Origin of the sequence: Acinetobacter sp. YH12069, assembly GCF_013419675.1 — a bacterium.
Classification (GTDB): Bacteria; Pseudomonadota; Gammaproteobacteria; order Pseudomonadales; family Moraxellaceae; genus Acinetobacter; species Acinetobacter amyesii.
The window spans coordinates 1-25,320 of record NZ_VOZS01000030.1 but is presented as its reverse complement, the minus strand read 5'-3'; the positions used below and the strand labels follow the sequence as shown (position 1 = coordinate 25,320).

25 protein-coding genes and 1 pseudogene are annotated in these 25,320 nt (G+C 40.3%); 12 read left to right on the top strand and 14 right to left on the bottom strand.

Features of this window, described 5'->3' with window-relative positions; all coding sequences use genetic code 11:
• Positions 1 to 150 precede the first annotated feature (150 nt).
• From FTU16_RS15215 to FTU16_RS15200, 4 genes are all read right to left on the bottom strand, one after another.
• Positions 151 to 1,317, bottom strand: a complete 1,167-nt coding sequence (locus tag FTU16_RS15215; RefSeq protein ID WP_180163599.1) for a cupin domain-containing protein — start codon at positions 1,315 to 1,317, stop codon at positions 151 to 153.
• Between the two features lie 96 nt (positions 1,318 to 1,413).
• On the bottom strand, positions 1,414 to 1,959 hold the full coding sequence (locus tag FTU16_RS15210) for a hypothetical protein (RefSeq protein WP_180163598.1): 546 nt from the start codon (positions 1,957 to 1,959) through the stop codon (positions 1,414 to 1,416).
• A gap of 106 nt (positions 1,960 to 2,065) precedes the next feature.
• Positions 2,066 to 2,659 (bottom strand): nucleoside triphosphate pyrophosphatase, encoded by a 594-nt coding sequence (locus tag FTU16_RS15205; protein ID WP_078188699.1) that lies wholly within the window; start codon positions 2,657 to 2,659, stop codon positions 2,066 to 2,068.
• Positions 2,659 to 3,042, bottom strand: a complete 384-nt coding sequence (locus tag FTU16_RS15200; RefSeq protein WP_078188698.1) for a DUF2237 family protein — start codon at positions 3,040 to 3,042, stop codon at positions 2,659 to 2,661. The genes FTU16_RS15205 and FTU16_RS15200 overlap by 1 nt, the downstream gene beginning before the upstream one ends.
• 140 nt (positions 3,043 to 3,182) lie before the next feature.
• Here FTU16_RS15200 and FTU16_RS15195 point away from each other — a divergent pair, with 140 nt between their 5' ends.
• From FTU16_RS15195 to FTU16_RS15180, 4 genes are all read left to right on the top strand, one after another.
• Complete coding sequence (locus tag FTU16_RS15195; protein WP_180163597.1) at positions 3,183 to 4,370, top strand: phosphoglycerate kinase; 1,188 nt, start codon at positions 3,183 to 3,185, stop codon at positions 4,368 to 4,370.
• A gap of 151 nt (positions 4,371 to 4,521) precedes the next feature.
• Entirely contained in the window at positions 4,522 to 4,797 is a 276-nt protein-coding gene (locus FTU16_RS15190) for a hypothetical protein (RefSeq protein WP_078193510.1), read from the top strand.
• Between the two features lie 122 nt (positions 4,798 to 4,919).
• On the top strand, positions 4,920 to 5,957 hold the full coding sequence (gene fba, locus FTU16_RS15185) for a class II fructose-bisphosphate aldolase (protein ID WP_078193509.1): 1,038 nt from the start codon (positions 4,920 to 4,922) through the stop codon (positions 5,955 to 5,957).
• A 111-nt stretch (positions 5,958 to 6,068) separates the two neighbouring features.
• Positions 6,069 to 6,923, top strand: coding sequence for an EamA family transporter (locus FTU16_RS15180; protein WP_180163596.1), 855 nt, complete (start codon positions 6,069 to 6,071; stop codon positions 6,921 to 6,923).
• 338 nt (positions 6,924 to 7,261) lie between these two features.
• Here the strand turns inward: FTU16_RS15180 and FTU16_RS15175 are convergent, their stop codons facing one another.
• Both FTU16_RS15175 and nfsB read right to left on the bottom strand, forming a co-directional pair.
• The gene (locus FTU16_RS15175) at positions 7,262 to 7,495 is read right to left on the bottom strand and encodes a hypothetical protein (RefSeq protein WP_078188692.1); all 234 of its coding nucleotides are present in this window, start codon (positions 7,493 to 7,495) and stop codon (positions 7,262 to 7,264) included.
• Positions 7,496 to 7,610: 115 nt separating this feature from the next.
• Positions 7,611 to 8,264, bottom strand: coding sequence for an oxygen-insensitive NAD(P)H nitroreductase (nfsB, locus tag FTU16_RS15170; RefSeq protein ID WP_180163595.1), 654 nt, complete (start codon positions 8,262 to 8,264; stop codon positions 7,611 to 7,613).
• A 252-nt stretch (positions 8,265 to 8,516) separates the two neighbouring features.
• On the opposite strand from nfsB, the gene hpaI reads away from it, so the two are divergent.
• Complete coding sequence (gene hpaI, locus FTU16_RS15165; protein WP_180163594.1) at positions 8,517 to 9,311, top strand: 4-hydroxy-2-oxoheptanedioate aldolase; 795 nt, start codon at positions 8,517 to 8,519, stop codon at positions 9,309 to 9,311.
• Between the two features lie 328 nt (positions 9,312 to 9,639).
• On the top strand, positions 9,640 to 9,858 hold the full coding sequence (locus tag FTU16_RS15160; RefSeq protein WP_111883736.1) for a transposase: 219 nt from the start codon (positions 9,640 to 9,642) through the stop codon (positions 9,856 to 9,858).
• 134 nt (positions 9,859 to 9,992) lie between these two features.
• On the opposite strand, the gene FTU16_RS15155 is transcribed toward FTU16_RS15160, so the two are convergent.
• Both FTU16_RS15155 and FTU16_RS15150 read right to left on the bottom strand, forming a co-directional pair.
• Positions 9,993 to 10,712, bottom strand: a complete 720-nt coding sequence (locus FTU16_RS15155; RefSeq protein ID WP_180134930.1) for a UDP-2,3-diacylglucosamine diphosphatase — start codon at positions 10,710 to 10,712, stop codon at positions 9,993 to 9,995.
• 87 nt (positions 10,713 to 10,799) lie between these two features.
• Positions 10,800 to 11,309 (bottom strand): peptidylprolyl isomerase, encoded by a 510-nt coding sequence (locus FTU16_RS15150; RefSeq protein WP_180054407.1) that lies wholly within the window; start codon positions 11,307 to 11,309, stop codon positions 10,800 to 10,802.
• A 168-nt stretch (positions 11,310 to 11,477) separates the two neighbouring features.
• Between FTU16_RS15150 and FTU16_RS15145 the strand changes: the two genes are divergently transcribed.
• Entirely contained in the window at positions 11,478 to 13,205 is a 1,728-nt protein-coding gene (locus FTU16_RS15145) for a glutamine--tRNA ligase/YqeY domain fusion protein (RefSeq protein ID WP_180004641.1), read from the top strand.
• A 135-nt stretch (positions 13,206 to 13,340) separates the two neighbouring features.
• Entirely contained in the window at positions 13,341 to 14,252 is a 912-nt protein-coding gene (locus FTU16_RS15140) for a bestrophin family protein (RefSeq protein WP_180163593.1), read from the top strand.
• 9 nt (positions 14,253 to 14,261) lie between these two features.
• Here the strand turns inward: FTU16_RS15140 and FTU16_RS15135 are convergent, their stop codons facing one another.
• Positions 14,262 to 15,185, bottom strand: coding sequence for a LysR family transcriptional regulator (locus FTU16_RS15135; protein ID WP_180163592.1), 924 nt, complete (start codon positions 15,183 to 15,185; stop codon positions 14,262 to 14,264).
• A 96-nt stretch (positions 15,186 to 15,281) separates the two neighbouring features.
• On the opposite strand from FTU16_RS15135, the pseudogene FTU16_RS15130 reads away from it, so the two are divergent.
• Positions 15,282 to 16,309: pseudogene (locus tag FTU16_RS15130) on the top strand (aldo/keto reductase).
• Positions 16,310 to 16,391: 82 nt separating this feature from the next.
• Positions 16,392 to 16,850: an SRPBCC domain-containing protein gene (locus FTU16_RS15125; protein ID WP_373683906.1), complete on the top strand. Its 459-nt coding sequence runs from the start codon at positions 16,392 to 16,394 to the stop codon at positions 16,848 to 16,850.
• 139 nt (positions 16,851 to 16,989) lie between these two features.
• On the opposite strand, the gene FTU16_RS15120 is transcribed toward FTU16_RS15125, so the two are convergent.
• Positions 16,990 to 17,526: a lecithin retinol acyltransferase family protein gene (locus FTU16_RS15120; protein ID WP_111883727.1), complete on the bottom strand. Its 537-nt coding sequence runs from the start codon at positions 17,524 to 17,526 to the stop codon at positions 16,990 to 16,992.
• A gap of 135 nt (positions 17,527 to 17,661) precedes the next feature.
• Here FTU16_RS15120 and FTU16_RS15115 point away from each other — a divergent pair, with 135 nt between their 5' ends.
• Entirely contained in the window at positions 17,662 to 18,438 is a 777-nt protein-coding gene (locus tag FTU16_RS15115) for a phosphodiester glycosidase family protein (protein WP_257227152.1), read from the top strand.
• 56 nt (positions 18,439 to 18,494) lie between these two features.
• On the opposite strand, the gene FTU16_RS15110 is transcribed toward FTU16_RS15115, so the two are convergent.
• The 4 genes from FTU16_RS15110 to putA all read right to left on the bottom strand — a co-directional run bounded on the left by FTU16_RS15110 (position 18,495) and on the right by putA (position 24,526).
• Positions 18,495 to 18,743 (bottom strand): hypothetical protein, encoded by a 249-nt coding sequence (locus tag FTU16_RS15110; RefSeq protein ID WP_078188680.1) that lies wholly within the window; start codon positions 18,741 to 18,743, stop codon positions 18,495 to 18,497.
• Positions 18,744 to 19,003: 260 nt separating this feature from the next.
• Positions 19,004 to 19,228, bottom strand: a complete 225-nt coding sequence (locus tag FTU16_RS15105; protein ID WP_168378613.1) for a hypothetical protein — start codon at positions 19,226 to 19,228, stop codon at positions 19,004 to 19,006.
• 252 nt (positions 19,229 to 19,480) lie between these two features.
• Positions 19,481 to 20,563 carry a tRNA (uridine(54)-C5)-methyltransferase TrmA gene (gene trmA, locus FTU16_RS15100; protein WP_180163591.1) on the bottom strand — a complete coding sequence of 361 codons (1,083 nt, stop codon included), beginning with the start codon at positions 20,561 to 20,563 and terminating at the stop codon, positions 19,481 to 19,483.
• A 231-nt stretch (positions 20,564 to 20,794) separates the two neighbouring features.
• Positions 20,795 to 24,526, bottom strand: coding sequence for a trifunctional transcriptional regulator/proline dehydrogenase/L-glutamate gamma-semialdehyde dehydrogenase (gene putA / locus FTU16_RS15095; RefSeq protein WP_180163590.1), 3,732 nt, complete (start codon positions 24,524 to 24,526; stop codon positions 20,795 to 20,797).
• Between the two features lie 133 nt (positions 24,527 to 24,659).
• On the opposite strand from putA, the gene FTU16_RS15090 reads away from it, so the two are divergent.
• Positions 24,660 to 25,154: an Lrp/AsnC ligand binding domain-containing protein gene (locus tag FTU16_RS15090; protein WP_180063832.1), complete on the top strand. Its 495-nt coding sequence runs from the start codon at positions 24,660 to 24,662 to the stop codon at positions 25,152 to 25,154.
• Positions 25,155 to 25,320 lie beyond the last annotated feature (166 nt).

Below are 25,320 nucleotides of genomic sequence, written 5' to 3'. Positions count from 1 at the left end.
ATGAAATACGGTATTCTGATGTGACAAAACCTGAATCCTTTATAGTTGAAGTCTTTGTTAGCACTTACATTTTAACTATTTTGGACTCAGGTTTTTTATTTAAGTCAAACTATGGGACAGCAGTGGCATGACGCTCCCTTTTTATTGAGTTTATTCAGCTTCCGTTGGGACGAGCATCAGCACAGATTCATTTAATAGCATGGCAATATCTTCTAAGATATCAGCATCATATAAAGATTCGTCTAGCGCTAGACTTTGGCCATCGGCAATGGTTTTTAAATGCACTGCAAATTCGTCTGAGATACAGACTCCTTCGCCATTTGCCCAAAACAAAATATCACCATCTTGCTCTGTGTAAAGTAAGCGTGAAGCAGGTTCTAACATGAGTTGATAGCCTTGATCTAGAGCTTCCTCTAAATCACCAGTGCCGATTTCTTCTGCTTCAGGAATATTGTCAGGATATTTAGGTTCTGACATTAAGCTCATGATGGCATCTTCAAGTACGGTTGAATTTTGCAATTGTTCAAATAACTTTTCTTTTAAATACTCAAGTTCATTTTCAGTCACTTGGCCGATCGCACTGATTTGATCACGTAAAATATCAGTTAATGGATTTTTAAGTAGGGGATTGTTTGTGAATTTGTCTGTCACTCGATCCATCATTTCAGTGACATTTGGCATGCGGAAGCCAAATGAATACGTCAGACACTCATCTTCAGCTACGCCATAGTGTGACAGGCCTGGTGGCACATAAAGTAAGTCGCCGGGAGCAAGCACTTCATCAAAATGAACGTCCATTTCTGGCAGTAAGCGAAGCGGTTGACCTTCGACAAATGAAGTATCTGCATCACACATCTGACCTAATTGCCAACGGCGGTGACCATAGCCTTGTACGAGGAATACATCGTAAAAATCAAAATGTTGCCCGACAGAGCCACCTTTTTGTGCATATGACACCATGATGTCATCACGACGCCATTGCGGAATAAATGAAAACTGCTTCCAAAGCTCGGCTAGGTCAAAAGAATAATGATCGACAGCTTGAACCAATAAAGTCCACAGTTTTGGCATTTTTTGAAAATCGGCTTTAAGTAGTGGAGAAGATTTCACTGTCCATTGGTTAGGATCACGATCTTTTTGTTTGATGAGACGTGCAGTGACATTGTCTTCTAAAGCCAATTCAAGAACGTCTTTCGGTTCAAGTATTTGGGCAATTTCAGGGAGTGCATTACGAACCAATAATGGTTTTTTTTGCCAATATTCGGCAAGGAATTGTTCAGCGCTGATGCCGCCGAGGATGTCAAGAGAATGAGCCATAGCTAAATACATACAATTTCAATGGATATATTGTCCCTTGAGATTCCTGTTTTTAGCAAGGCTCTATTTCATTAAATTATTGCGATTAACTTGAGACTATTTTAAAGGATTGTCTTTGAGATATTGCATGACTAATTTTTCAACTTCCAAATCATAGCTATTGGCAGCAGCCGTTGTCGCTGAAAATTTCATGAATTGCTCAAAATGTGCATTGGTGTCAATTTTAGTATTTTCTTTGTCAGACATTAATTTGAAATGATTCGGCATGACTTTTGCCATCATTTCAACATTTTCGGTTTGTAGTTTTAGAAGTTTTTTCACTTCAACTGTTTGTGGTTGAATGCTTTCAAATTTTTGTTTGCCTAGAGCAACCAGTTTATTGATTTGTTGTTCTGGCGTGTTACTACCACCGGTTTTGGTCTTAGCGCCCAGCTGTTGAATGATTTGCTCCTGCATTGCAGCGCCTTGTTGTTCTAATTCAGCATAGATAAATTTATATTGAACCCACTCATTGACTAAGTTTTTGTTGTATTGCTGAGAGTTGGTCACAGTTTGATTCACTGTATTGGTATGACCGTTTGTCGAACAAAATAGAAGGCTAATGCTAATGAGGCTAGATGAAATTAAATTAAACGTTTTCATGTTTTCAGTTCTTGGTTGTAATAAATAAGTAAGTGACTTTTTAATCATTAGCCCATAAAGAGCTAATGATTTGTTTATTATGCTGTAACAGATAAAGATTTTAAAATTATGGGACTAAGATCTTAAGCTCACGCAAAATATTGCAGAGTTTAATCATCGGCATACCCATGAGTGTAGTTTGGTCTTGCCCGATCATTTCTTCAAATAAGCTAATCCCTAAACTTTCACATTTAAAACTGCCAGCGCAGTGCAGCGGCTGTTCAACCTGAACATATCGTTCGATTTCAGGCAAGCTAAGTTTGCGAAACTTCACTTTATAGTGCTCGACAAGGGTTTGTTCAAAACCTGTTGATTTTTGTTGGACACTGAGTGCAGTACTGAAATAAACGATTTTGTCTGAATTGGCTTGAAGCTGCTTAACGGCTTTTTCATCGCAAAGCGGTTTACCAATAAAAATATCTGGTGCGCCTTCGCGCCATGCGACTTGGTCAGAACCAATCACAATTGCGTCTGGGTGCTGGTTTGCAATCGCTGAAGCTTTTTCAAATGCCAGCCGCTTCGCTAACTCATCGGCGTGGTTTTCACCGCGAGGTGTTTCGTCTATATCTGGTACGATTGAGTGGTAATCAATCCGTAAACGGTCCATCAGGTCTTTACGGGTTTGGCTGCTAGAAGCCAAAATGATTTTGGGAGTACTCATTACACTGCATATTCCATAAGTACATCAAGCGGTACATAAGACAGCGCCGCTTGGTGACACGCTTGTATTTTAATAGGTGGGGCAAATCCTTCTTGATACGCTTCCACCCAGCGAGTCACACAGATACACCAGAAGTCACCAGGTTGTAGTCCTGGAAAACCAACTTCGGGTAAAGGTGTGATTAGGTCATTGCCAACTTTTTGGGAAAAGTTTAAAAATTCAGATGTCATTTGTGCACACATCGTATGCTGACCAAGGTCTGTTGTTGCTGTATGGCAAAAGCCATTTCTAAAATATCCGGTAATCGGATCAAAACAACAGCTTGCCAAGGGTTCGCCTAAAACATTTAAACGATTAATATTTGGGTCTGGATGAATCGACATAAGCGCTGAATCTTTATAAGGCTTTTCGCTATCATAACAAAACTTTGGCTCTACATAGCTTTTCTGCAAAAGAAGCTAACGTTTTTCTGCATAATCATTTAAAATCGTCGCGTTTTGATATCAATAAAAGAGAGTAATGCATGAACTTTCAGCGTATGACTGACCTAGATTTGGCGGGTAAACGTGTTCTGATCCGTGAAGATCTTAACGTACCAGTTAAAAATGGCGTGATTACAAGCGATGCACGGTTACGTGCGGCGTTGCCAACAATTAAAGCAGCTGTAGAAAAAGGTGCTGCTGTAATGGTGTATTCACACTTAGGTCGTCCTGTTGAAGGTGAGCCTAAAGCAGAACAGTCTCTAGCACCTGTAGCCGCTTATTTAACAGAAGCTTTGGGTCAAGACGTTCAACTGATCACTGACTATTTGGATGGTGTTGACGTTGCGCCAGGTCAAGTGGTTTTACTTGAAAACTGCCGTTTCAACGTAGGTGAAAAGAAAAACAATCCTGAATTATCTGCTAAATATGCAGCACTTTGTGATGTCTACGTTATGGATGCATTTGGTACGGCTCACCGTGCAGAAGCATCGACTGAAGGCGTAGCACGTTGTGCAAAAGTGGCTGCTGCAGGTCCTTTACTTGCTGCTGAGCTTGATGCGCTAGGTCGTGCACTTAAAACTCCTGCAAAACCAATGGTTGCGATTGTTGCAGGCTCAAAAGTTTCTACTAAATTAGATGTATTAACTTCACTATCTGACATCTGTGATCAATTGATCGTGGGTGGCGGTATTGCCAATACATTCTTAGCTGCTGCGGGCTTTAATGTTGGTAAATCACTTTGTGAAAATGACCTGATCGACACAGCAAAAGCCATTGCTGCAAAAGTATCTGTACCACTCCCAACAGATGTTGTTGTTGCTGATGCTGCTGAAATTGATTTTGCAGACTTCCTCGGCTCATTAGCTGCTGCTAAAGCTGTCGTGAAAAAAGTTGAAGATGTAACAGACAACGACATGATTTTGGATGTGGGCCCTGAAACTGCAAAAGCATTTGCAGAAATCTTGAAAACTTCAAAAACTATTCTATGGAATGGTCCAGTAGGTGTGTTTGAAGTTGATCAATTCGGCGAAGGCACCAAAGCATTGTCTTTAGCGATTGCAGAATCTCAAGGCTTCTCGATCGCGGGTGGTGGTGACACGCTTGCTGCAATTGATAAATATGAAGTTGCAGACAATATTGGTTACATCTCGACTGGTGGTGGTGCTTTCCTTGAATTCGTTGAAGGTAAAACTCTTCCTGCTGTAGCAGCGCTTATCGAACGTGCTTAATGAAGCATTATCAATAAGATAATACAGTATTAAAAAAGGTTGGCTTCGGTCAGCCTTTTTTTATGGTCTATTCATTTTGCCGTCATCAAAGTGCAATATTTCTGCAATAAAATTCATCGCAACACCTAATTCGCAGTAGTAGGAAACAACGATGAACTTAAAACTTGCACTTGCTGTACTTTTAATCGCACCATTAACTTTGACAGCTTGTGCTAAAAAAGAGTCTGCACCAACGGAATCAGAAGCATCTGCTGTTGCCGTAGATAATGCTCAAACAACGCCAGAACAACAAAAAGCCATTGATGAACTTGATAAGCCAGTATTGGATGAAAAGAACCAAGATGTTCCTGCTGAAATTGCAAATGCACCTGCAGACGAAGCAACAGCTGACGCTGAAACAGCCGCTTCAGCAGCAGCAGCTCACTAAGATTGTTGTCTTTATTTAAAAAGTCCCTGCAAATGCAGGGATTTTTTTTTAAATAGTGTTATTTGTTGCTGAATTGAAATGATTGAGCATGTAGAATATGCGGCATTACCTGGGAGGATATTATGGCTCTTATTTCATTGCGCCAGCTCTTGGATCACGCCGGCGAACATGCTTACGGCGTACCAGCATTCAACGTAAACAACTTAGAACAAATGCGTGCAATTATGCTTGCAGCAGATGCAACAAATTCACCTGTAATCGTACAAGCATCTGCAGGTGCACGTAAGTATGCAGGCGCTCCGTTCTTGCGTCATTTGATTTTGGCAGCAATCGAAGAATGGCCACATATTCCTGTGGTTATGCACCAAGACCATGGTACTAGCCCTGATGTATGTCAACGTTCTATTCAACTTGGCTTCTCATCAGTGATGATGGACGGTTCTTTAGGTGAAGACGGTAAAACGCCAACTTCATACGAATACAACGTAGACGTGACTCGTCGTACTGTTCAAATGGCACATGCGTGTGGCGTTTCAGTAGAAGGCGAAATCGGTTGTTTAGGTAGCCTTGAAACTGGTATGGCTGGTGAAGAAGATGGTGTAGGCGCTGAAGGCGTACTTGATCATTCTCAGCTTTTAACTTCAGTTGAAGAAGCGCGTTCATTTGTAGCTGATACCAATGTTGACGCACTTGCAATTGCAGTGGGTACTTCACACGGTGCGTACAAATTTACTCGCCCACCTACAGGTGACATCTTAGCGATTGACCGTATTAAAGAAATTCATGCTGCGTTACCAAATACGCATCTTGTAATGCACGGTTCAAGCTCTGTGCCACAAGAATGGTTAGCTGTAATTAATGAATTCGGTGGTAACATCGGCGAAACTTATGGTGTTCCAGTAGACCAACTTGTAGACGCAATCAAACACGGTGTTCGTAAAATTAACATCGATACTGACTTACGTCTTGCATCTACAGGTGCTATGCGCCGTATGATGGCTGAAAAACCAGCTGAATTTGACCCACGTAAATTCTTCTCTGCAACTGTTGATGCAATGAAACAAATTTGTATCGATCGTTATGAAGCTTTTGGTACAGCGGGTAATGCTGACAAGATTCGTCCAATTTCTTTAGAGAAAATGGTGAGTCACTATAAATAATTTGTCTTGAGATAGATTATTTTTGAGGAAAAGCCCACAATTAAGTGGGCTTTTCTTTGATTTGAACTTAGAAAAATTGCTTTAAATACAACTCAAGAATAAGAGCGTGTCATGGAATTGATCTTTGCTGCCGCGATTTGCAGTGTTCTCGTTTCAGTAATTCTAAAACTATGTCGTGATCGGGGTTTTAACCCTGCACAAATGATCACATGGAATTATGCATCAGCGAGTATTTTATGTTTTCTATGGTTTAAGCCGGATCTAGCGCATATTTCGATTAATAAAACGCCGTGGGTTTTAATTGCGGCTTTGGGTGTATTACTGCCGACGATTTTTTATTGCTTAGCACGCTCACTGCAAACAGCGGGTATTTTAAAAACCGAATTGGCTCAGCGTTTGTCTGTTGTGCTTTCTCTTAGCGCAGCATATTTTATTTTTAGCGAATATTTTAATGCCATTAAGCTCCTTGGTATTGCACTTGGTGTACTTGCGGTATTACTGATTTTATTTTCACAGCGTAAGGGAAACATTGATGGAAAGCAGGGGATTTTATTTTTATTAAGCGTTTGGGCAGGCTATGCACTGATTGATGTGTTATTAAAATTTGCTTCAGGTTTGGGCATGCAGTTTGCAGTGACTTTAAATCTGGTGTTTATTTGTGCATTTATACTTTCGAGTATTTATAACATCGTACAACACGGCAGTTTGGGGCAGACCAAAAATATCCTCGCTGGATTGGGCTTAGGTCTCTTAAACTTTGCTAATATCGCACTGTATGTGAAAGCCCACATGTTGCTTAAAGACACACCTGCAATCGTGTTTGCTGGAATGAATATTTTGGTCGTGGTTTTAGGTGTGGTTGCGGGCCTCATCATCTTTAAAGAAAAATTGAGAGTCGCAACCGTATTTGGTTTGATTGCAGGGATCATGAGTGTGGTTTGCTTAGCATATGCCATGTCTGTCTAAGATAATTTTTAGCAAAAACGATCGGGTGTTGTAGCAAATCATCCCACTCAGCCACGCCCATGAGCAGTCCTTGATCTCGACAGGTTGGACACTCAGGGCAGTGATGATCAGTATATTGATAAGTATGCAGATACATTTGATGGCAATGACCGCATTCAAACTTCATCGGCATTTGTAGTAAATATGACATGTCCCACCTCTGCTTGATTTGTTGTTCTGATTCAAATTATTCAGCAAAGTTCAGACCAATTTATAAATATTATATTTTCACATTGTTGCTAAATATGTCGTTATTAAAAAAGCCCTCGATTTGAGGGCTTTTAGTTTTAGATGCTTAGTTAACGTGTGAGTTGTTGAAAACGTTGTAAGGTGTTTTCAAAATAACATTTACCCACTGCAACGGGGTGTTTTAGGAAATCTTGAGTTTCAATCGTGCCTTGTAACTGACCCGGTTGTTTACAGTTTGGGCAGTTTGGATAGCTATGGAGCATATCGCCCGCATATTTTTGTAAATAAACCGTATTGCACGCTTCGCAATGAAATTTCATGGGTAATTTTATAGCTGTAGGCATAGGGAGAGACCTGAGTATATTTTGAGCAGAATATACTCGATAATTGTTTAAATAATAAGTCCCGAAATGACAAAAAAGAGGCAAAATTGCCCCTTTCGTCGGTTTTATTGAAAGCTTAAAGATGTGTAAAAATTTCTTCAGCATTCAGACGTGATTTAGGTAATTTCGCATTGAAATCATTTTCGCTACGATAGCCTAAAGTCATCAGTACAGAAGGAATCAAGTTTTGTTCAACTAAGCCCAATTCTTCAGAGATGATCGCTTCGTCAAATCCACCAATCGGTGTTGCATCCACACCTTCAATGCCTGCTGCCAAAAGCATTTGACCTAAAGCAATAAATGTTTGGTTTTCAGCCCAACGTTGAATATCACCTTTTACATTACGATAATAATCGACATAACCTATACGGCTGTCTTTTTGACCTTGTTTGGCTTTGTCATCTTTAAAGCGACCACTACGATCATCCTGATTTAAAAGATTATCTAAATGCTCTGCAGTGATGTCTGCTTTAGTACAGAATAAAATCGTATGTGATGAATCTAAAACTTTTGGGGCATTGTAGGCATATTTTCCTACTAAGGCTTTAGCAATGCGTTGTTTGGCTGCATCATGATCTGCAATAAAAAAATGCCAAGGCTGAATATTAATAGAAGATGGTGCTAAACGGAGTATTTGTAATAAACGCTCAAATTGTTCCTGCGGAATTTTTTTAGCAGGATCATAAGCTTTCGTGGTATAGCGTTGTTTTGATACGTTTAACAGATCCATCGAATATCTCCAGATATAGTTTGCTGTAGTTTAGCGGATAAACGGCCGAATGGTCTAAGGAGAAAATTTTCCAAGGATAGATCTTAGTCGTATATGCTGTACTCAATGGCTAAAAATTAACAGATTTAAGCTGTATGAAGTGCGAATTAGAGTTATATAAAATCATAAGATAGATAAATGCTATTGGTAGTTTTTGCCAAAAGGCGTCTAATTAATTGTAGTTAATCATAGTTTAAGCATGAGACAGTAGCGATGGATTACACCAATCATTTCAAGAAAAAATTAAAAACCGAACAGCAGATTGGTTTATGGGTCGGATTAGCCGATGCTTATGGGACTGAAATAGCTGCAAATGCAGGTTATGACTGGTTGCTAATTGATGGCGAGCATGCACCAAGTGACTTACGGACGACATTGTCGCAATTGCAAAGTATTGCAGCATATCCTTCGCAAGCCGTAGTTCGACCTCCAATTGGTAGTGTGCAATTGATCAAACAATTGTTGGATATCGGTGCGCAAACCTTGCTGATTCCTATGGTCGAAACTGTTGAACAAGCTCAACTTATGGTTAAAGCCGTACGTTATCCACCTGAAGGTATTCGTGGAGTAGGTGCAGCATTAGCACGTGCAACACGTTGGAACAGTATTCCAGACTACTATGCAACTGCACATGAAAATATCTGTTTACTGATTCAGATTGAGTCGGTTGAGGGGATTAAAAACTTAGAAGAAATACTGAAAATTGAAGGCATCGATGGAGTATTTATTGGTGCCGTGGATTTGTCGGCGACTATGGGTTATCAGGGGAATCCGAACCATCCTGAAGTACAAAAAACCGTGATTGATGCGATTCAGCGTATACGTAAGGCGGGTAAAGCCGCGGGTATTTTGTCAACACAACATGAAGTGACTCAGAAGTATATTGAGTTAGGCACAGAATTTGTTGCTGTGGGTGTCGATACCAGTGTGCTCATGAATTCGTTACGTGAGCTTTTATCGAAGTACAAAACTGATACCCCAGTGACGAAATCAGAAGGTGGTTACTAAGCGGTACAACCCTCGTTATATTATTGAATATCTAGGTAGTTAATTTACTCGTTGGTTAAAAAAATTAATTCAAAAATTTTAGCAAAAGTAGTGACATAGAGTATGTATAAGTTCTACTTTTGCTAATCAAAGCGCAATATTGTATACTTCTGCTTAACTCGAAGCGGGTAATGTTCCTGCTTATCTTTTTTATTTAGCTGATTGTGATTTATCTGTATTCAAGCTTCTGACTTGAATCATATCTTTGTAACTACAGAATTATTATTCCAAACCCGATTGATTAATCTCTTTGTTCTGTCACAAAAAGCTCACATGTTGAGTAAATCTTTTGAATATTTTAAATACTTGGCAAACTGCCAAAGCCGTAAATGGCGATGAAATTAATGTGAAATTGGTGCCTTTAAAACGTCAACAAAATACCAATGCTGGTTTAATTTGGGTTGATGTTGGGCAAATGATTGAATTAGAAACAGGCGAAACCTTTAACCTGAATCTAGATGGAAAAAGCTTCTATACTGGCCCAAACCAGCTATATCGCTTAGCCTAAAAGCAAAAAACAGCAGATCATCTGCTGTTTTTTTTTTGCTTAATTAAAAGTCTACGTTTGCATGGTCTGGATACGTACATTAATCAGATATGATGGTAAGTTTTTCTAAAGTCTAACGATTAGAAAGCTATGGACTAGTAAGACCATATTTTTAATTTTAAATCACTCACAGATGGGCTTTCACCCATCTCTAATATTTGAGCTTGTTCTGCACGCCAGTCCCCTAAAACGATACGTGATTTGCCGTGCACATCATGTATTTGGGGGCGGTGGGTATGTCCATGAATCAGTAGATCGGCTTGCTCTAAAGCCTTTTCTACAGCTTCGGCATTTACATCCATAATGTCATAGGATTTAACTTGCTTGGTTTCTGTACTTTTTTTGCGGAAGCCATTGGCGATTTTTTGTCGAAAGCTAAGCGGTAAGCTCTTTAAGAAACCTAAAAGGAAAGGATTACGAATCACTTTACGAAACTTTTGGTAAGACACATCATCGGTGCAAAGTAAATCACCATGTTCGAGACGAATTTTATAGTTGCCAATGTGGAGATAATCCACGTCTTGTAATAATTGACCGTGAAATTTATCTAAAAACTTTTGACCCAATGCAAAATCACGATTACCTACTTGGAAATAAATTTGATTTCCCAAAGCAGTAAAATCTTTTAGCGCTGCAATGATTTCATCTAACCAAGGGGCAGTGAAGTCATCACCAATCCACGCATTAAACCAATCACCTAAAATATACAGCTGGGTATGTTGAGTTTTGTATTGTTCTAACAAAGCTAAAAACCCCCGAACGAGTCGAGGGTGTTCAGGTGACAAATGTAAATCAGCGATAAACAGATAGGTCACGAATCTTTTCCTTTGAATCTCCCTAAATCCCTCTTTAAAAAAGAGGGACTTTTCCTCCCTTTTATAAAGGGAGGTTAGGAGGGATTCTTATTCAGAAATGATTTTAGCTGATTCAATTACAACGTTCTCTAGAGGAACGTCTGCGTGGTAGCCACGGTTACCAGTGCGAACGCTTTTGATTGCGTCAACAACGTCAAGACCTTCAGTTACTTTACCGAATACTGCATAGCCCCAACCTTGCGCTGTTTTACCAGTGTGGTTAAGGAAAGAGTTGTTTTTCACGTTAATGAAGAATTGAGCTGAAGCAGAGTGAGGTGCTTGAGTACGTGCCATAGCGATCGTACCAACATCATTGCTTAAACCGTTGTCAGCTTCGTTTTCAATAGAATCACGAGTTGTTTTTTCTTTGAAGTTTTCATCCATGCCGCCGCCTTGGATCATGAAACCATCAATAACACGGTGGAAAATCACGCCGTCATAGAAACCATCGCGAACATACTGTAAGAAGTTTTCAGCAGTTTTAGGTGCTTTTTCAGTGTTAAGCTCAAGAACAATACGACCTTTATTGGTGTTTAATTCGACTTGAGGAAAACTCATTGTGTAATCTCCTGTACATGGACATGAAAGCCATGGGTTTTTTGGTTGTGAGAAGCATAAGCAAACTGTAAACTACAAGGCAAGTAAAAACGTTACTTTCTTTGTTAAAAATGAAGAAAAGCGTTTTAATTATCCTAATTTTATCTTTATAGAAGTGATTTTATTACCATGAAGCCAAACGATGTTGTTTCATCCCTGCCTAACAATCCGACAACCAAGAACAATGCCCCTGTCGAAGCTGCGCAGCAGGAACAACAGCCAGGCTTAGATTTTGTACGTCAGGTCATTACCGATGATTTATCAGCAGGTCGTACAGAACAAGTTGTAACACGTTTTCCACCTGAGCCAAATGGCTACCTACATATTGGTCATGTAAAAGCTATTTGTCTGAACTTTGGTATTGCTCAAGAATTCGCGGGTCTATGTAACCTCCGTTTTGACGATACAAACCCAGATGCCGAAGAACAAGAGTATGTAGACGGTATTGCAAATGACGTGAAATGGCTAGGTTTTGAGTGGAACGGCGAGCCACGTTATGCATCGAGCTATTTTGATCAGCTTTACACTTGGGCAGTTCAATTGATTGAACAAGGTGATGCCTATGTGGATTTGCAAAGCCCTGAAGAAATCAAACTAAACCGCGGTAATTTTGTGGAGCCGGGTAAAAATTCGCCGCAACGTGATGCTAGCGTAGAAGAAAACTTAGCGCGTTTTGAACAAATGCGTAATGGTGAGTTGGGAGAAGGTCAGGCAGTACTACGTGCCAAAATTGACATGACTTCACCTAACATTCATATGCGTGATCCTATTTTGTATCGTATTTTGCATTCTGAACATCACCAAACTGGTGATAAATGGAAAATGTACCCAATGTACGACTATGCGCATCCATTATCAGATGCCATTGAAGGAGTTACGCATTCACTGTGTACACTAGAGTTTGTTGATCATCGTCCGTTCTATGACTGGGTTGTAGAGAAAGTTAAATCCCCATCTGTACCACGTCAGTACGAATCAAGCCGTCTAAATGTGGATTACACCATTACCTCTAAACGTAAATTACGTAAATTGGTTGAAGGTGGATTTGTGAATGGTTGGGATGACCCACGTATGCCGACCGTTGTGGGTATGCGCCGTCGTGGCTTTACTCCAGAAGGTCTACGTGACTTCTGCAAACGTGTAGGTGTAACGAAAGTTGATGGCAGTATCGTAGATGTTGCAATGCTTGAATACTGCATCCGTCAGTCTTTAGAAAATACTGCTTCGCGTGGCATGGCTGTGTTGAATCCACTCAAAGTGACTTTAACTAACTTGCCTGAAGCGATGGATTTGGTGCATGCACGTCATCCAAACGTAGACATGGGTGACCGTATCATTCCGTTAACTCAAGACATTTACATTGATCGTAAAGACTTTGAAGAAGTTGCACCTAAAGGCTTTAAACGTCTGATTCCGGGCGGTGAAGTGCGTTTACGTCATGCGTATGTGATTAAGTGCGATGAAGTGATTAAAGACGAGAACGGTGAAGTGGTTGAATTGAAATGTTCAATTGACCCTGAAACTTTAGGTAAAAACCCCGAAGGCCGTAAGGTGAAGGGCGTTGTACATTGGGTTTCTGCAAGCAAGGGTATTGCTGCGGAAGTTCGTATCTACGACCGTTTATTCACTGAATCAGACCCTGAAGTGGGTGATGACTTCCTTGCAAACTTAAATCCAGAATCACTTAAAGTGGTTCAAGCGGTCATTGAGCCTGCATTGGCAGAAGCAAAACCTGAAGATCGTTTCCAATTTGAACGTGAAGGTTACTTTGTTGCAGATCAGTTTGATCATACAGCTGAAAAACCAGTGTTTAACCGCATCTTAGATTTGAAAGACAGTTTTAAACCGGGTAAATAAAATCTTAGTTTTTAAAGGGATTCATCTTTGAATCCCCAATTGGTTAAGATCAAGTAGGTTAAGATTAAGCTCAACTTCGGTTGGGCTTTTTTCATGCTTGAGATGGTTCATTAAGGCAGTACAGAGGGGAAATAAGTGATCATTCGAAATAAAAATAATAGCTTTAAACTTTTATTTGCATGGCATGGCACGATACTCCCAAAAGTCATGCCTGCGTTGGCTGTCGTCGTGAGTTTGTCGGCGATTTTGGTGTATCTTAGCGCTGCACATTACCTGAATACGCCCGAAGTTCCAGCCATCGGGTTTACCATCTTTGGGGTAATTCTGTCGATTTTTTTGAGCTTTCGAAATACTGCCTGTTATGACCGTTGGTGGGAAGGTCGCAAGCTTTGGGGCTCATTGATTGCCAATACACGCCACATGATTCGGGATAGTCATGTACTTGAAGATGAGCAAAGAACCGTGTTGATGTACCGCATCATGCTGTTTTGCAATTTGTTACGTGATCGCTTACGCTATGAATCACAAGATATTGCACATTTTAAAGATGGTGCAGCTTTGACGGATCAGCAATGGCAGCAATGCCGAAACAATATCAACGCACCACAGTATTTACTTGAAATTATTCAAAAAGATTTAGTCAAAACCTATAAACAAGGTCAGATTACAGACATTATTTACAGCACGCTCACACGTCATACTGTAGCGATGGGTGATATCCATGCAGGCTGTGACCGTATTATGACCACGCCATTACCATTTTCCTATTCGGTGCTTTTACATCGCGCAGTGTATTCATTTTGTCTGATTTTGCCATTTAGCCTAGAGGCCAGTTTAGGGATATGGACACCTGTCATTGTGGCTTTGATTGCATATTTATTTTTAGGTTTGGATGCGTTAAGTGCAGAACTGGAAGAGCCTTTTGGCTTGCAGGAAAATGATTTACCGCTGGACTCGATTGTACGAAACATTGAGCGTGAAATGTATAGCAGCTTAGAAGTTGAACTTCCGCCGCTGATTAAGACTTTTAACAGTAATTTAAGATAAATTCTTGGCCTAATTTTCAGATAAATTCGGCGATACGTACCAAGCATATTGATGCTGAAAATAATCGTCCAAGTGTCGCATAAAAGCCTGTACTTTAGGCGGAACAAAATGTCGATGCGGAATTACCACATAGATTGCAGTACTTTGAACAGGGATCTTGGGTAGAACTTGGATGAGCTGGCCAGATTGTAAATCTTCATCCACATGCCAGATGGAGTGGTTCGAAATGCCTAAACCTGCAAGTGCTGCTTGGCGTACGCCTTCACCTGAGTTGATATGAAATTGCCCTGAAACAGGTATTTTTATGCTGTGTTGATCTTGGAAAAATGTCCAATGCTGCGAAACGCCCTTTGGGTATTTCTGCAAAATGCATTGGAGCATAGAGAGCTCTTCTAGAGAGCGAGGTTCGCCATGTTGTTTGATATAGCTAGGCGAGGCACACAAAATACGACGGTTTAAGCTGAGTGGTTTAGCAATCAGCGATGAGTCTTCTAGCTGTCCAATACGTATCGCAACGTCGATACCTGCGGAGACCAAATCTAAATTTTGATCGGTCTGTTCAATATCTAAAGTCAATCTTGGGTGTAGATTGGCAAAGGCTGCAAATACTGGCCCTAAGATACGATTTTCAAAAACTTCTGAACAGGTGATTTTTAATACCCCACTAAGTTGTTGTGGTTCAGGCTGAAATTGGCCTAGCAGAGAATTAAATTGTTCGAGTAAGGGAAAACCTTGCTGCAATAAAACAGCACCCTCCTGTGTTAAATGTAGTTGCCGTGTAGTGCGATGAAATAAGCGCAGCCCTAAACTTTGTTCAAGTCTGTGTAGACGGCTACTAGCGACAGAAACAGAGAGATTGGCTTCTTTGGCAGCTTGACTGATTGAACCCAGTGCCGCCATTCGTGTGAATAAGTCGAAATCTTCAGTTAGCATTATCAATATAATCAAGAAAGTCTTTCTCGATATTCAGGGTTTTTCTGATAAATATCTGTGCCTATTCTGTGTGTAAATTAAACACAGGAAATCACCATGAACTATCACAATCTAGGGCAATCTGGCTTACAAGTTTCAGAGTTCGGCTTTGGTACAGGTACATTTGGCGGGCAAGGCCCAATTTTCTCTGCATGGGGGCAATCGAGTTTAAATGATGCCCAACGTATGATTGATCTGTGTATTGATCAAGGCGTGAATTATTTCGACACTGCAGATGCTTATTCAAATGGTGCCTCAGAGCAGATGCTCGGTGGATTACTTCAATCAAAACGCCAAGAGGTGATTATTTCCAGCAAAGTGGGTATTCTAGAAGCTATATAATTCAAGCCGTGGAGGCGAGTTTAAAGCGTTTAGGCACGGATTATATTGATGTGCTGCAACTGCATCAGTTTGATAGCACGACGCCACTTGAGCAGCTGATGCGCAGTTTAGATGACTTGGTAGGTAGTGGAAAAGTTCGCTATATCGGTGCATCGAATTTTTCAGGCTGGCAACTCATGAAAGCATAGTCGATTGCCCAACAGCATGGCTATGAAAAGCTAAGTGTGCATCAAGTCTATTATTCTTTGATTGGACGTGACTATGAATGGGAGTTGATGCCTGCGCAGCATGATCAACACATTGGTGCAGTGGTTTGGAGTCCGCTGGGCTGGGGGAGATTAACAGGAAAATTTGATCGTGAGCACGCGATTCCAAAGCAAAGTCGGCTGCATGAAACAGCACAATTCGCACCGCCAGTTCGACATGAAAAGTTATTTGCAGTGTTAGATGTAATGCAAGAAATTGCCATGGAAACAGAGCACTCTATCCCGCAGATTGCATTGAATTGGCTGAAAACCAGACCGACTGTGTCTAGTATTTTGATAGGCGCACGTAATGAACAGCAACTGTTGGATAACCTTGCGGCGAAAGATTGGTCGTTAAGCGTAGAGCAGTTAGCCCGATTAGACGCAGTCAGTGCAGTGTATCCACCTTATACATACTATCCCTATTGGAATGGGCAATTTACAGAGAAGAATCCCACGCTAGTGACATCAGCATTTATTACAGAACATACAGCATAATAGGGCAATAACAATTCAGTGGTAGGCAATGATCAGTTCTCTGTGCTATCACTGAATAAAATTATAATATGAAGGAATGCTGATGAGTGTCGTGATTGAAACCCAGATGTTAATTCGTAAGTCCATCAATATCGTATTTAATGCTTTTGTTGATCCTTTAATAACACAGCATTTTTGGTTTAGTGCATCGAATGGCTATCTAGAAGAAGGTAAAACAGTGCAATGGACTTGGCAAAAATATAATGCAGTCGCCGATGTAGACGTGCTGAATATTAAGGAAAACAAATTAATTCAAATACAGTGGGGTGAACCAAAAACTCAGGTCGATTTTATTTTTGAGCAAATTAGCCCGATGGAAACCTATGTTCGCATCAAAAATTCAAAGATTCCTCTGCAAGGTCAGGCATTGATTGATTTTATTATTGATAGTACAGGTGGTTTTACAACGGTTTTGGATGCAGCCAAAATTTATTTAGAACATGGCCTGCAAAGCAATTTGGTTGAAGATAAATTTCCACCTTTTAGCAATGCGAACTTTTAGCAATGTGAAGAGTGACCAAGATTAAGCATTACATCTGATACGCTAAAATAAAAAGCTTGTGTATTGGCACAGGATCTCTAAGCAATGTGCTGATCTACTGAAATTTGATAAAGCCACAGTTCAACGATGCTGTAGTGGATTAACGATTTTTATGTTCTTCACGCTTTAAATAGGTATAAACCGGCATCTGCATTTTGGCTTTTTCGCGCAGTTTCTTTTTGATATAGAACACCAGTGCAAAGCAAGTAGTGGTCACGGTCAGCATCATGCTACTCATAAAACTCATCAGAGAACTGACATAACCAATCGTGGTGAGTCGGTTCATCATACGAAACACCTGAGGACTACTTTCAACACCAGTAATGGCCCATGTGCATAAGTGTTCACAGTTATTAATAATCAGATGATAGTTGTTTTCATGCATACGTGAGCGCATACGACGCACCACTTTACGCCCTTTAAACTTTGGATTGCTGTACGACTGAACGATGATTTTTTTGCCGTGGCTGAAATTTTCGATAGAGGTCATTTCAATCGGATGTTTTTTGAAAAGGTGTGCAAAACCCGAGTAGTGAATGACTCTACCGCGGCCGGCATATATGCCATGATGGCTATAACCGAAGTGTTTAACAATCAGATGTGTTCCAAGAGGAAAACCATCTTTCTGCACATGCATGAATTTACCAGTCCTACTTTAATTCCGAATTATTTTTAAAGATTAGTCTACTTTTAATCTGTGAATTAATCGACTATTTTAGCGATGATTTAGCTAAAATTTGTTCGATTTTTAATGCGCGCTATGGATAGGGTCATGCTTGGTCTTCATTTAACCTCAATGTTTAAAAAAATGCGCTTTATGATGCTGCTCGGTCTGATTTTCTCACCGAGTATTTCCTATGCCAATATTCAAGCAAAACGTGTCAGTCAGCCCATTGCAGTAGATATCGTTGAAATTTCCGATCTGAGTCAACTAAAGCTCTATTTATATGATACACAGCAGCAGCCATATCGAGACCTACAGCGACTAAAGCAGGTATTAGCGCGTAAGTGTAATACGATGAACTTCGCAATGAATGCCGGGATGTATCATGCAGACTTAGCACCTGTTGGTCTATACGTTGAAAATGGAGTGCAGAAAAAAGCCTTGAATCGTGCAACACGAGGCTTTGGTAATTTTTTAATTCAGCCGAATGGTGTTCTAGCATGGAATGGCAAGCAAGCGGTGATATCAACCACACAAAAATATGCTTCCACAGATTTTAAGGCACGTTATGCAACGCAGTCAGGTCCAATGCTGGTGGTAGATGGAAAAATCAATCCAAACTTTATCCCACAGTCAGATTCATTGAAAATCCGCAATGGTGTGGGGATCAAAAACGGCAAGTTGTATTTTGTGATCAGTCGTGAAGGCGTGTCGTTTTATGCATTTGCACAATATTTTAAGCAGCAATTATCGATTAACAATGCCTTGTATTTAGATGGATCTGTGTCTAGTGCAGATATCCAAGCGTTGAATAGACATGATTCGAGTTTAAAACCTTTAGGGCCAATTGTAGCGTATACAACAGGATCTCAATGCAAACAATAAAAGCCCGAATAATCGGGCTTCATCTGTACAGTGTTTAGATTGATAGAAACAACTGTTTATTTGCCGACTAAACCTAAAAAGGTACTTTGGGTTTGGCACATTTGAATGGCTTGTTCTTTAGATTGTTTTTTAATACTTTCTTCAAACTGTTTTTTCTGTTCTTTGATTTGTTCTTCGTTTAAGCCCATTTGTTTCGATAGGGCTTCGAGCTTATCCCAAGATTCTTCGCATTCTTTGGGGATTTGGCTACAAGCACTTAGACTAAGTATGCAGCAGGCAATAAGGCAACTTGTTAATTTATTCATGTTCATTCCTTTAATTTTTATATCAATGCTGTTTAGAGGTCATCTGCCTCTTATTTGATGCAATATTAGGTTTTATTGTCGTGTGTTTAAAAATAGACATTACTGATTTGCCTTGGAGCATAGCATAAAAGCTGTAAATAGTGATGTGGCCAATCCACAAACCTGATCTGTAAATAAGCGGCATACTTTTGATTAGACTAAAAATGAAAAAGGCACTCTGTAAAACAGAATGCCTTGTTTGAACATTGAATGTTCAGACTCTACTGTAGAGGTAGATGCTGGATTTCATTTAATTCCTTACGGCTATAACCGCGCGAAGCGAGTACTTTTTTAATACCGAGGATAACATCTTCATCCGTTGCCTTTGTAAGAGCAGCAATAAGCTGTTCATTGGTTTTACAAGAGCAATCATTTTCAACACAGGCAATTTGATTCTTATGCCCGTTTTGCTGTTCATTAGCGAACAACTTATGCCAAAAACTCATAGAGCCTTCATTTGCGACCTAACATAGGACGAAATATAACCAATCCAATAAATAAAGCAAGACTACTAAAGTGAAATTTTAGCCACTTGAATCATCATTTTTTCGATTAGACTTTTAAAATCTTTAACTTATTTGTTCTTAAAGCTGTTCATAAATATGCATGTGACGAGAAAATAAAGCTTTTTTAGAATATAAAAAAGGAGCTTTTAGAAAGCTCCTTTTATGACAGCAACATGACTTGAAATAATTTGTTTAAATCTTCTCAAGAAACACGCCAGACTCTACATGGTGTGTATAAGGGAACTGATCAAATAAGGCAAATTTGCTGATTTTATGCGTTTGTGAAAGTAGTTTGAGATTGTCATGCAAAGTATCTGGGTTGCATGAAATATAGATAATGCGTTCAAAACGTTGCAACAGTTTTAGTGTTTCATCATCGATACCTGCACGCGGTGGATCGACAAATACTGTATTGAAGTTATAGCTCGTAATTTCAATTTCAGCTTCTTCAAGGCGGCGGAATGTACGTTCAGCATTGTAGGCTTGGGTAAACTCTTCAGCTGATAGACGAGCCACTTGGATATTATCAATGCCATTTTGCTCAATATTCCACTGCGCGGCATAAACTGAAGACTTGGCTAATTCTGTTGCCAAAACGCGATTAAAGCGTGTTGAAAGAGGCAGCGTAAAATTACCATTACCACAGTAGAGCTCAAGTAAGTCTTGGTCTGAGTGATCCGCAACCTGACACGCCCATTCCAGCATTTTTTGACATACGCCGGCATTGGGCTGCGTGAAGCTACTTTCGATTTGTTTGTACTGATATTTACGGTCAAACACTTGGAGTTCTTCAACCACATAGTCATCAGTCAAAATCACGCGCTGACCACGACTACGACCATAAATCTTGATATTGAGTTTTTCAGATAGGGCTTTGGCAGCAACTTCCCATTCAGCATTGAGTGGGCAGCGGTAAACCAATGAAACCAGCATTTCACCTTTCAGCGTTGCTAAGAAATGAACCTCAAATAATCGGCTAGATAAGATCTCTTGTGCCTTGAGTTCATTTAATAATACGGGCATTAAATCATTAATGCTTTTATCTGCAATCGGGAAATCTTTAATTTCTACAACTTGTTTTTCATTGTCTGCATTGCGTTCAAACATTGCATAGAACATATCATTTTCAGTATGCCAAATTCGGAATTCCGCTCGCATACGAAAGTTTTGTTCAGCAGAAGGAAAAACTTCTAAAGAGGGAGGGTTGTATTCTGAAAATTGAGCCGTAATGCGGGCAACTTTGGCATCAAGTTGTTGCTGATAAGTTGAAGTCATATGCAGTAAAAAATCGCAAACATATTAAAAAAAGTCATGTTAGCAAAATTCACCTTATAAGACTAAATTAATTCCACTTTTGGCTGTATTTATCTGTCGAGAAAATGAGTCTGAATCTTTAAATTAGTTCATTCATCTAGGGGAAAGTTAAAAAAAATGCTCAATCTTTATGGAACATTCATAAAGATTGAGCTAAGTGAGGAACTGATTAGTTGGAGTTCATTTGAATGTTTAATTCATCGTCATTAAGCTGGCATTACCACCAGCCGCTGCAGTATTGACACTAATTGCACGCTCAATCACGAAACGTTCTACAGGGATGTCATATTGGCCTGAAGCTAAATGCGTAATGCCAATAATTGCACCTTCACGAGACGCGATGACTTGTTGAATTTTTAATAACTCAGTTTGTTCACCATGGTGTAAAACCGCATCAAAATTGCCATGATAAATATCCGTGATCACTTTAAATTGGTCCACGAGGATTTTCGGCATGCTATTTAAGTGTTTTAACACAAAAGTATTGTCTGCAAGTACCACGGGTTGACTACCCACCGATAAAATCGCAGCAATTTGATTCAGTTGATCTGCATCATTATTGGCTAGTGAAAGTACACCTTTACGTGCCAAAATGGCATATTGGTTGTTTTCACCGGTTGGGCCTTGTAGCTCAAAACTTTGTCCAGCGGCTATGGCCTGCGGTGCTTGAATCGCAATGCCTGAAAAATGCTGCTTCGCCCAAGTGTTAAAAGCTTCATATGCAGGGAAGTGTGTAGCTTGCGTTTCTGCCTGAGCCGCATAAGGTGTAGCCAGTTTTTTCACAGACACTTGATGCATTAAACGGTAGAGATATAAAGGACCGCCCGCTTTTGGACCTGTACCTGATAAGCCTTCGCCGCCAAAGGGTTGTACACCAACCACAGCACCTACAATATTACGGTTAATGTACAGGTTACCGACTTCTGCATGACCGATAACTTTTTGAATCGTGTCATCAATACGTGTATGCAAGCCCATGGTTAAACCATAACCTTTGGCATTAATTTGTGTTAATAGGTTTTCAATCTCACCATATTTGTAGGTGATTAAATGCAATACTGGCCCAAAAACTTCGCGTTCTAAATCATTTAAATTTGGCAGTTCAATCAAAGTTGGTGCAACGAAGGTTCCCGTACTTAAGGCATTGCTATCAGCATTAAACATGATTTGATGTACTGGATAGCCTTTGCTACGCATCTTCTCAATATGTTTTTCAATATTTTGCTGTGCTTCAAGGTCGATCACTGGGCCAATGTCAGTTGCTAATAGTGCGGGATTTCCGACACGAAGTTGCTTCATCGCACCTTGTAACATGGTACGGACAACGTCCACATTATCTTCTTGTACACAGAGAATACGTAGGGCAGAACAGCGTTGACCTGCACTGTCATAGGCAGAGTTAACGACATCCAATACCACTTGTTCTGTCAATGCTGATGAGTCAACAATCATGGCATTTTGACCGCCAGTTTCAGCAATCAATACCACGCTTTCGCCAAATTGGTTTAAGCGCTGTGCCACGGTTTTTTGCAAGATACGTGCGACTTCCGTTGAGCCAGTAAACATGATGCCTTGGACACGTGAGTCCGCGCTGAGTTTGGCACCAATGGTTTCGCCACGGCCAGGAAGGAGTTGCAATACATCGAAGGGAACACCTGCTTCCCATAAAATATGTACAGCTTGAGCAGCAATCAGTGGCGTTTGTTCAGCAGGCTTGGCAATCACGGTATTACCTGCAACCAAGGCTGCAGCAATTTGACCTGTGAAAATAGCAAGCGGGAAGTTCCATGGGCTAATGCACAGCACAGTGCCAAGAGGTTCAATTTGCGTATTTTCTGCTAGATCAATCATTTGAGCTGCATAATAACGTAGGAAATCTACAGCTTCACGGACTTCAGCAATAGCATTGGCATAAGTTTTACCACTTTCACGTGACAACAACACCATGAGAGATTGCAATTGTGCTTCCATCAAATCTGCCGCACGATTTAAGCATGCTGCACGCTGATCTTTGTCTAAAGTTTTCCATGAAGCTTGGGCATTTACAGCATTATTGAGAGCGATTTCCGCTTGCTCTAGACTAGCTTCACTGACACTGCCGACCACATCACTACGGTTTGCAGGGTTTGTAATGTTGATACTTGCAGTATGAATTTCTTCTAAATTAGCGCCCATTGCACTAGCATGCCACTGGGTATGTGCATGCTGTACTGCCGTGGTATTGAGCTGAGATAAGTCGCGATCATTGGCTAAATCGAGTCCTTTTGAGTTGCGACGTTCTGTGCCATACAAATCTTGCGGAAATGGGATAGAAGGATGCTTAGCTCCAGTGATACCTTCTTTTTCAGCCGTCGCTAATATCGTCTGTCTTGGATTTTCAATTAAATCTTCAATTTTTAAATTTTTATCTGCAATACGGTTGACGAAAGAGGTATTCGCACCATTTTCCAGTAAACGTCGAACCAAATAGGCCAATAAGGTTTCATGGTTACCCACCGGTGCATAAATACGACATGGCACACCCAGTTTGTTGTCAGATTTCGAACCCACCACTTGTTCATAGAGGGGTTCACCCATGCCGTGAAGGCACTGAAATTCATACTGGCCTGGATAGTAAAGCTCTGGCTGTGCTAGTTGGTAAATCGTAGCTACGGTTTGCGCATTGTGTGTTGCAAACTGAGGATAAATTTGCTCAGGTGCTGCCAAGAGCTTTTTAGCACATGCAATATAAGACAGGTCGGTATGAACTTTGCGCGTAAATACAGGATAGTCACTCATACCTTCAATTTGCGCTTTCTTAATTTCGCTGTCCCAGTATGCACCTTTCACTAAGCGGATCATTAAACGTTTTTGGCTACGCTTAGCGAGGTCAATAATATGGTCGACCACATAGAAACAGCGTTTTTGGTAGGCTTGAATCACAAATCCAATACCTTTCCAGTCCGCTAATTTAGGCTCAAAACACAGGCGTTCGAGTAGTTCCAAAGAAATTTCTAAACGGTCAGTTTCTTCAGCATCAATGTTTAAACCAATATTGTAATGCTTAGCTAATACAGCAAGTTCTAGCACTTTGCCATAAAGTTCATTATGCACACGGTCGATCTGTGAACGTTGGTAGCGTGGGTGTAGGGCAGACAATTTGATCGAAATACCTGCGCCGTTATAAACATCCTTTCCTTCAGAAGCTTGACCAATCGCGTGGATCGCATCGGTATAGTCTTGATAATAACGTTCTGCATCAGGTTCAGTTAATGCTGCTTCACCTAACATGTCATATGAATAGCGGAAGCCTTTGTCTTCTAATACTTCTGCATGTTTAAGCGCTTCATTGATGGTTTCACCTGTAACAAACTGTTCGCCCATCATACGCATAGCCACGTCTACAGCTTTACGGATAATGCCACGTCCACTGCGTGCTAAAATACCGGTGAGTAGGCTAGACAGACTTTTTTGTTGAGGGGTTTCCATCAGTTTGCCCGTCAGCATTAATCCCCAAGCAGCAGCATTTACGAACATGAGGCTACTTTGGCCAACATGATCTTTCCAGTTACCTTGGTTGATTTTATCTTTGATCAGTAAATCACGTGTTGCTTTGTCTGGAATACGGAGTAGCGCTTCAGCTAAACACATGAGCGCGATGCCTTCCTGAGAAGACAATGAAAACTCTTGTAGCAAGCCTTGTACAATGCCTGCTTTACCTGTACCGCTTTTACGTTCACGTAATGAATGGGCTAAGTCAAAAGCCAATTGTTGAATTTGATCGCTGATCGGGGAAGGGATTTCACTGTGTGCTAATAAGTTTTCAATGCACTCAGTTTCAGCACGACGCCATGCTGTATTAATCGATTGTTCAAAGCTATTCTTGTCTTTAAATTCAATGATGTAGTCATCGCTTCCCGTGACTTCAAATACTTTTCCATTCATGTTTCAATTTTCCGTGTCAAAGTTCTATGACGAGCAAATAAATCTTGAGCTTGATCCTTTATTTAATTTATCATCACAGAATATTTAGCGAATAACTCACTATAGTTTTAATAATATTTAGAGAAAAATTCAGATGACTAGCCCATATTTGAGCTTAGACCGTATAGATATTCGAATTTTAGAGCTGCTGCAAGACGACGGAAAATTGTCCAATATTAAGCTTGCAGAAATGGTGAATTTATCACCCACTGCGGCGTTGGCACGTGTGCAAAAATTATCGAAAGAGGGCTTTATTTTAGGCTATGAAGCACGTTTAAATCCGGTCTTACTCAACAATGGATTTGTGGTTTTTGTAGAGATTTTACTAGATAAAACCACGCCCAATGTATTGGAAGATTTTTCGGATGCAGTGCGTCAAATTCCAGAAATCGTAGAATGTCATATGATCAGCGGTGGTTTTGATTTTGTAGTGAAAATACGCTGTGCAAATATGGAAGAATTTAGAAAAATTTCAGGGCAGGTGCTTTGGCAGCTACCCGGCATCAAGGAAACGCGCAGTTATCCTGTGATGGAAGTAATCAAAGAAAGTATGCAAATTAAGCTGAAACCTGCGGCTAGGCCGAAGTAGCTAATCATCAATAATCGAGTATAAAAAAAGGGGCATTTAGCCACTGCTGTCCCATAGTTTGACTTAAATAAAAAACCTGAGTCCAAAATAGTTAAAATGTAAGTGCTAACAAAGACTTCAACTATAAAGGATTCAGGTTTTGTCACATCAGAATACCGTATTTCAT